Source organism: Xanthobacter sediminis, from assembly GCF_043195015.1.
In the GTDB taxonomy this organism is placed as follows: domain Bacteria; phylum Pseudomonadota; class Alphaproteobacteria; order Rhizobiales; family Xanthobacteraceae; genus Xanthobacter.
Window position 1 is genome coordinate 62,927 of record NZ_JBAFWH010000015.1, and the last position, 8,315, is coordinate 71,241.

5 protein-coding genes are annotated in these 8,315 nt (G+C 69.4%); 1 reads left to right on the forward strand and 4 read right to left on the reverse strand.

Annotated elements, in window-relative coordinates:
- The first annotated feature begins 564 nt into the window (after nucleotides 1-564).
- Nucleotides 565-3,438: an outer membrane protein gene (locus tag V5F61_RS17405; protein ID WP_393989252.1), complete on the forward strand. Its 2,874-nt coding sequence runs from the start codon at nucleotides 565-567 to the stop codon at nucleotides 3,436-3,438.
- A 178-nt stretch (nucleotides 3,439-3,616) separates the two neighbouring features.
- Here V5F61_RS17405 and V5F61_RS17410 read toward each other — a convergent pair whose 3' ends face one another.
- From V5F61_RS17410 to V5F61_RS17425, 4 genes are all read right to left on the reverse strand, one after another.
- Entirely contained in the window at nucleotides 3,617-3,856 is a 240-nt protein-coding gene (locus V5F61_RS17410) for a hypothetical protein (protein ID WP_394104061.1), read from the reverse strand.
- A 421-nt stretch (nucleotides 3,857-4,277) separates the two neighbouring features.
- Complete coding sequence (locus V5F61_RS17415; RefSeq protein WP_393989254.1) at nucleotides 4,278-4,580, reverse strand: hypothetical protein; 303 nt, start codon at nucleotides 4,578-4,580, stop codon at nucleotides 4,278-4,280.
- Nucleotides 4,581-4,591: 11 nt separating this feature from the next.
- Nucleotides 4,592-4,990 (reverse strand): hypothetical protein, encoded by a 399-nt coding sequence (locus tag V5F61_RS17420; protein ID WP_393989255.1) that lies wholly within the window; start codon nucleotides 4,988-4,990, stop codon nucleotides 4,592-4,594.
- Between the two features lie 25 nt (nucleotides 4,991-5,015).
- Nucleotides 5,016-8,225, reverse strand: coding sequence for an efflux RND transporter permease subunit (locus V5F61_RS17425; RefSeq protein ID WP_393989256.1), 3,210 nt, complete (start codon nucleotides 8,223-8,225; stop codon nucleotides 5,016-5,018).
- Nucleotides 8,226-8,315: the final 90 nt, after the last annotated feature.

Below are 8,315 nucleotides of genomic sequence, written 5' to 3' on the forward strand. Positions count from 1 at the left end.
CGCTCCCCATGCGGACGGTCCCGTCATCAGCGCATTTGCACGGTCGAGACAGAAAAGTGTCACATTGTGTCTTTCCGGTATCAGTTTGCCGGCGCAAGACGGTCCTGGGGATACCCACCGAATGCATTCCACACTTGCATCGCAGGACAGATACACGCCAAAAGGCGCGTGACGTCTGCCAAGATAGGGAATTCCCCGCCCGATCCGCTACGCACCCGCGGCCGCCGGCGCCGTGATTCCCCGCTGGGCGGAAGCCGGCACGACACCGCGAGCCAGAGAGCAACAGACCCAGGCATCTCTCGCGGCACGGGGAATGCCGGCCCGCGCCCTCAGCCAACTCAGAGAGACCGAGCCTCACGTCGGGCGCGCGGGATGCGGCTGAATGCCTGGGCACAGATCAAGCCGGAAGCTTCCTTGGCCCGCGGCAAGTCGGCACATTTACGGCTCTTCAAGATTCGCGACGGGGGCTAAGCGATGACAGCGCGCGGCATTCTTCTGGCATCGGTTTCCGCGCTGGCAACGCTGATTGCCGCCCAGCCAAGCCACGCGGCGAACATCTCGGTCATGGCGGCGCCCCCGGAAGCCAGTAGCTGGACCGGCTTCTATATCGGCAGCTACGTGGGCTCCGCGAGCGTCGACACCCGCTGGGGGCCCGCCTCCGGCATTCTCGGGCCGCAGCCGCCGGGGGCGCCCGGTGAGGGCTCCACGGCCGGGGCGATGATCGGCACCCAGCTTGGCTATAATTACCAGTTCGGCGCCTTCGTGGCAGGCGTGGAAGGGGATATCGGCCTCGGCTCGCTCTATTCGCGCGCACGGTGCCTGCGCGAGTGGGTCCCCGTCTGCACCGCTGACACCGACCTGCTGGCGACCATCACCGGGCGGCTCGGCTACACGTTCGACAACGTGCTGCTCTACGGCAAGCTCGGGGCGGCGTTCACGAACAGCAGCTTCACGGTCAGCGGCGTGACCTTCCCCGACGCGTTCACCGGCTCCAGCCTGCGCACGGGCTGGACGGCGGGCGGCGGCGTCGAGGTGGCGCTGACGCCGCAGCTCTCGGCCAAGGCAGAATATGCCTATCTCGACTTCGGCGCCGACGGCACCACGCTGGCGAACCCGCCGCAGGCATCCTCAGCCACAATCTCGCAATCGGCACAGATGGTGAAGCTGGGGCTCAACTGGCGCCCCTGGGGGGCGCCCCTGCCGAAGACGGGGCCAGACCTCGACGTACCCGGGCGCGACTGGAGCGGCCTCTACCTCGGCCTCCACGCCGGCGGCGCCTGGGGACGAAACGAATGGACCTCCGGCACCGGCTTCCTGCAGGCGGCATCCGCCGGCGGCAGTTTTCCGGGCTCCGGCAACGCCATGGGGCTGATCGGCGGCGCCCAGATCGGCTACAATTTGCAGATGGGCCCCTGGGTGGGAGGCATCGACGTCTCCGCCAGCGCGGCCAATCTCAACGGCTACGCCAAGTGCATCTCCGGCAATCTCGGCTGGCCCGAGAGCTACGGCTGCCAGAACGGCATCGACAGCCTCGGCTCCATCGCCGGGCGGCTGGGCCGCAGCTGGGGCGATCTCCTGTTCTACGGCAAGGCCGGCGCCGCCTGGGCTTCGGGCATGAGCACCGTGTTCCCGACCAGCAACCTCCGCCATTTCACGGATTCGGGCACCCGCTGGGGCTGGATGCTGGGTTCCGGCGTGGAATATGCGCTGGCGAGGAACATCTCCGCCTTCATCGAGTACGATTATTACGACTTCGGCACCCAGGATCTGACGCTGTCCGGCTGGGGCGAGAGCGCCACCGCGAGCTTCAAGCAGCGGCTCGACGTGGTGCGGATGGGCCTCAACTACCGCTTCGGAGGCGCCAACGACGCCGGCGGAAGCGGGGCCAAGGCGCCGCAACTGCCCGCCGGCTGGACAGCCGAAGTCGGCGCACGCGCCTTCCTCAGCACCGGCCGCCAGCAGAAAGACCTGATGTCGCCCCTGCCGCCGGATCGCCTCAACTCCCGGCTGATCTACGCGGAGACCACCGGCCGGTCGCTGGAGACCTTCTTCCGCTTCGAGAACAGGGACGGCCTGTTCCTGAAGGGCTTCGCCGGGCTTGGCACGCTCTCCGGCGGCAGCCTCTACGACGAGGACTTCCCGGCCGAGGTCGTCTATTCGAACACCCTGTCGAGCCTGCGCAACGGCCAGCTCGCCTATGGCGGGCTCGATGTCGGCTACGACATCCTGCGGCAGGGAGGCAGCAGCCTCGGCGCCTTCGTGGGCTATCGGGCGCTGTACCAGAGCGTGAACGGCTTCGGGTGCCGGCAAATCGCAAGCGACCTCACCTGCGCCGTGCAATCGGCCGCGACCGAGCCGGCGCTGCTGGACAATCTGGGCCTCAGCGAGACCGAGACCTGGCAGGGCGTGGCGCTCGGCCTCAACACCCGCCTCGCGCTCTCGGAGAGGCTGCGGCTGGAGGTGGATGCCGCTTACCTGCCCTATGTCACGCGGTCCAGCATGGACAACCACTGGTTCCGCGCCGACATCAACCCGCAGGTGGAGCGCGGCTCCGGCTGGGGCAGCCAGATCGAGGCGGTGCTGAGCTATGCGGTGACGGACAGGCTAGATGTGGGCCTCGGCGGCCGCTACTGGTTCATGACCACCGAAAGCGCCTCCACCCAGTTTCCGGGGGTGCCCATGCGCTCCCCCATGACCTTCTATGCGGAGCGCTACGGCGCCTTCCTGCAGGCGTCCTATCGCTTCGGCGACACGCCCGCCATCGGGGACCCGGCCGGGACCCAGCCGGAGACGACCGCCATCAACTGGACCGGCTTCCATGTCGGCGGCGCGCTCGGCGGCGGCAAGGGGCAATCCACCTATGCCTCGCCCTTCGCCCCTCCGGTGAGCGGCGATGAAGCGGACCTCGGCGGGGCGCTCGCCGGCGTCGCCGTGGGCGGCGACTACCAGATCGGTGCGTTCGTGGTCGGCGCGGAGGCGACCGCCGCCTGGGCCGATATCGTGGGCACCAACACCTGCTTCTCGACCGCCGAGGCGGGCTCCGAGGCCGGTTTCGACTGCGGCAGCCGGGTCAACGCGCTCGGCACCGTGACCGGACGCCTGGGCTACGCTTTCGATCGCACCCTCGTTTATGCCCGCGGCGGCTTCGCCTGGGACCGCCAGAGGGACCTCTTCAACAATTACAACTTCGTCGGCCAGATTCTGCGCAACGGCAGCACCAATACCGGCTGGACCCTCGGCGCCGGCGTGGAATACGCCCTCCTGTCGAACCTCTCGGTGGGGCTCGAATACCGGCATTTCGACTTCGGCGGCTCCTCGCCCTTCACCACCGCCGCGCCGCCGTCGCTGGTCGGCGTCAACCTCGCGCCCGACGGGCTGAGCCTGGACACCGTGGCCCTCACCGTGAACTACCGCTTCGACGCCATCGGCAACCCGTAGGGCGCCCGGCGGGCGGACACGCCGGAAGGCGCCTGGCCCCTTTCCCACGCCGGAGGCACCTCACCGACGCGTACGGCCGGGACCGGACAGATCCTCATGCGCCGCTCCCACAGGCGGCGGGGATCGTGAAAGGGGAGAGGGGCGACGGCGCCGCCCCTCTCGGTTCATGCCCTCGGCATCACTGCTGCGTGCCGGAGGCCCTGCTGCCGGTCCGGCCCGCAGGGCTCCTGGCATCGGTCGGCTGCGGCCGGGGCGTCGTCGCTGCGCCTTCGGCCTTCCCGCTCGGATAATTGCCCTGCTGGGCATCGATGAATTCGTGCCGCTCCTGCTCCTCCGCGCTCAGCGTCGAGGAATAGGGCTCGGCCGAAGCCACGAGCGGGAGAAGGGCGAAACCCAGGGCGATGACGTAACGCTTCATGATTGAACCTCGAATGTTGAATGTCGTCTTGAACTGTTCAGGTCGTTTCAACATTCAGGCTCGGGGTGGTGGCGGCTCCACCTCCGGGGCGATGCCTCTCATCATACGCTCCCCGCGCAACCACATGCCCCTCGGATCCCACCGGAGCGGCCAACGCGACGGCGCCGGCACGGCAAGATGCGGGCAGGCATGGCACTCGCACCGCACCAGCGCGCAGACCGGCTGCCCGGAGGACGAATCCCGTTCCTCATGATGCGCGGCATCGGTCAGGCTCGCGGCGGCCACGGGCTGCGCATACGGGCCACCGCCGCCGCCGAGCGGCGCCACGCACAACCCGACCACCAGCAGGAGAGGCAGCAGGACACGCCGCAGCAGCCCGCTCACCTGAAAGCTCCCACCGGCCGGTTGAGTGCCGGCGTCCTCACCGGGCGGCCCCCTCCCGCGCAGGCTGCCCGGCCACGGGCTGGCCGCCTTGTGCCGGCGCGCTCCCGCTCTCCCTGTTTCCGTCCACGCCACCGCCCGACGCCGCGTTCGCGGGCGTGCTGCGGCCATGCGGAGCGGGGTGGCTCAGTCCCAGCTGCGCGTCCCGGAACTGGTGCTCCTGCTTCTCGCGGTAGGTCTTCGGCAGCGGATCGAGCGCGAGAGCGGTGCCCGCCGGCAGGACGAGCGCGACGAGGGCACCGAGCGCGGCGACGCGCGGCGCGAGCTTTCCGATCATGGTCATGGGGCGTCTCCTCAGTGCGTCGTGAACTTGGCCTGGCCGGACTTGCCGGCGGCGGTCTTGATGAGAAGGGTGACGGCGGTGCCCGGCGCGATGGGGGCGCCCGCCTCGCCGACGAGGGTTTCGCCGGAGGGCTTCAGGGTCAGGGTCTGGCGCGCCCCGCCGAGGACCAGCATGGCGGAGCCCGCGAAGCCGGTGGTGTCCACGCCCTTGCCGGCGGCATCGAGCACATGGACCGTCAGCGTCTTGCCGGATACCTCGAGCTCGGCATGGACGCCGGCGATGTCCTCCATGGGGCCGCCGTGGGGGCCATTCCGGGCGCCGTGGGCGTGGCCGCCTTCGGTGGCGTTCGTCTGGGCGAGCGCCGGGGTGGCGGCCAGAAGGCTTGCCGCGACAATCAGATGTTTCAACACGGGAAAGTCTCCGTTCTTTCGGGGCTTAGGGAGCTGGGCTTTCCACCGCCGCAACCGGGTGCGCGGCGGCCTTGGTCTCGCGCCGGAACAGGACGTAGAGCGCCGGCAGCACGAGCAATGTGAGGATGGTGGAAGAGACGATGCCGCCGATGACCACGGTGGCGAGCGGCCGTTGCACCTCGGCGCCGGGGCCGGTGGCGAGCGCCATGGGCACGAAGCCCAGGGAGGCCACCAGCGCCGTCATCAGCACGGGCCTGAGGCGCGTGAGGGCGCCTTCGCGCACGGCGGCCGCGATCTCCCGCCCTTCCTCGCGCAGCTTCTGGATGAAGGCGATGATGACGAGGCCGTTCAGCACCGCCACGCCCGAGAGCGCGATGAAGCCGATGCCGGCGCTGATGGAGAGCGGCAGGTCCCGCAGCAGCAGCGCGGCGATGCCGCCGGTGAGCGCCAACGGCACTCCCGAGAACACCAGCGCCGCATCCGCCACCGAGCCGAAGCTCATGAACAGCAGCAGGAAGATGAGCGCGAGCGCGATGGGCACCACGATGGCGAGGCGCTGGGTGGCGGAGACGAGCTGCTCGAACTGCCCGCCCCAGCCGATCCAGTAGCCTTCCGGCAGCTTCACCTTCTCGGCCACCTGGCGCTGCGCCTCGCTCACGAACGAGCCGAGGTCGCGCTCACGCACGTTGGCGCTCACCACGATGCGGCGCTTGCCATCCTCCCGGCTGATCTGGTTGGGGCCGGGGGCGATGACGAGGGTGGCGATGGAGGCGAGCGGCACGTAGCGGATCTGCGCGTTGGCGCCGGAGGCCCATACCGCGGGACGCGGCTTCTCGGGGTCAGGAGCTGCGGGCGGCAGGGGCACCGGCAGCGCGCGCAGGGCCTCGATGTCGGTGCGCAGCTCCTCGGGCAGGCGCACCATGATGTCGAAGCGCCGGTCGCCCTCGAACAGCACGCCCGCCCCGCGGCCGCCCACCGCCACCTCGATCAGCTCCTGCACCTCGGCCACGCTCACGCCGTAGCGGGCCATGGCCGGGCGGTTGAGGGACACGGTCAGCATGGGCAGGCCGGAGACCTGCTCGGTCTTCACGTCCGCCGCGCCGGGAACGGCACGGATGACGGCCTCCACCTGCCCCGCCACCTGCAGCAGGGTGTCGAGGTCGTCGCCGAAGATCTTCACGCCCACATCCGAGCGGATGCCCGAGATCAGTTCATTGAAGCGAAGCTGAATGGGCTGGGACAGCTCGTAATTGCTGCCGGCCACGTCCTCGGCCGCCGCCTCGATGTCGGTCATCACCAGGGCCTTGGGCTTGCGCGGATCGGGCCACTCGGCGCGCGGCTTCAGGATGACGTAGCCGTCGGAGATGGAGGGTGGCATGGGGTCGGTGGCCACTTCCGCCGTGCCGGTGCGGGCGAACACCTCCTTCACCTCCGGCACCCGCAGCAGGCGCTTCTCCAGCGCCTCCTGCATCTCCACCGACTGGGTGAGGCTGGTGCCGGGCACGCGCAGCGCCTGGATGGCGGCATCGCCCTCGTCGAGGCTCGGGATGAACTCGCCACCCATGCGCGAGGCGGCGACGCCCGTGGCGACGATGAGCCCCGCCGCCGCCAGCGCCACCACGGCGCGATAGTTGATGGCGGCGTCGAGCAGCGGCGTGTAGATGCGCCGCGCCGTGCGCATGATGATGTTCTCGTGCTCGGAGACCTTGCCGGTGACGAGCAGCGCCACCGCCGCCGGCACGAACGTCATGGAGAACACGGCCGCCGCGGCGAGCGCCATCAGCACCGTGACCGCCATGGGCGTGAACATCTTGCCCTCCACCCCGGTGAGGGTGAGCACGGGCAGGTACACGACCGCGATGATCGTGGTGCCGAACAGGCTCGGGCGGATCACCTCCTTCGATCCGGCGAGGATGGTCTGGAACCGCTCGGCCCGCGTCAGCAGCCGGCCGCGCCTGTGCTGCTCCTCCGCCAGCAGGCGCAGGCAGTTCTCCACGATGATGACGGCCCCGTCGATGATGATGCCGAAATCGATCGCCCCGAGGCTCATGAGGTTTGCCGAGACCTTGTTCTCCACCATGCCGGTGACGGTGAGCATCATGGACAGCGGGATCACGCAGGCGGTGACGATCGCCGCGCGGAAATTGCCGAGCAGCACGAACAGCACCACCACCACGAACAGCGCGCCCTCCAGCAGGTTCTTCTCCACCGTGGCGATGGTGGCTTCCACCAGGTGCGCCCGGTCATAGACCGCGCGGGCCACCACCCCCTCGGGCAGGGAGCGGGAGATGTCCTGAAGCTTCGTCGCCACCCTCTGGGCCACGGTGCGGCTGTTCTCGCCGATCAGCAGCATGGTGGTGCCCAGCACCACCTCCTCACCGTTGAGCGTGGCCGCGCCGCTGCGCAGCTCGCGGCCCTCGCGCACTTCGCCGATGTCGCCGACGCGGATGGGCGTGCCGTCGCGGCTGCCGATGACGATGTCGCGGATCTCCTCCACGTTTGCCACCTGGCCCGGCGTGCGCACCAGGTACTGCTCGCCGTTGCGCTCGATATAGCCGGCGCCCACATTGGCATTGTTGGCGGAGAGCGCAGTCATCACGTCGCGGAACGAGATGTTGTAGGCCATCAGCCGCGCCGGGTCCGGCAGCACATGGAACTGTCGGGCGGAGCCGCCGATGGTGTTCACCTCCACCACGCCGGGCACGGTGCGCAGCTGGGGCTTGATGATCCAGTCCTGGATGGTGCGCAGGTCGGTGGGGCTGAAGGGCGTGCCGTCGGGCTTCCTCGCGCCGTCCCGTGCCTCCACCGTGTACATGTAGATCTCGCCGAGGCCGGTGGAGATGGGGCCGGGGGCCGTCTCCACGCCGGGCGGAAGCTGGTCCTTCGCCTGCTGGATGCGCTCGTTCACGAGCTGGCGGGCGAAGTAGATGTCGGTCCCGTCACGGAACACCACCGTGACTTGGGAGAGGCCGTAGCGGGAGAGCGAGCGGGTGTATTGCAGCCCCGGCAGGCCGCCCATGGCGGTCTCGATGGGGAAGGTGATGCGCTGCTCCACCTCCAGCGGCGAGAAGCCGGGCGCGGAGGTGTTGACCTGCACCTGGACATTGGTGATGTCCGGCACCGCATCGATGGGCAGGCGCGTGAAGTTCCACGCGCCGAACGCGCCGACCACGAGGCACACCAGAACCACCAGCCAGCGCTGGCGGATGGAGAAGGCAAGGATGGCGTCGATCATCGCGCGCCCCCTTCGGTTTCGGCCGGAGCCCCCGCCTCGCGGATGCGGGCGAAGCTGTCCACGGGGGTGACGAACACCACCCCGTCGCCC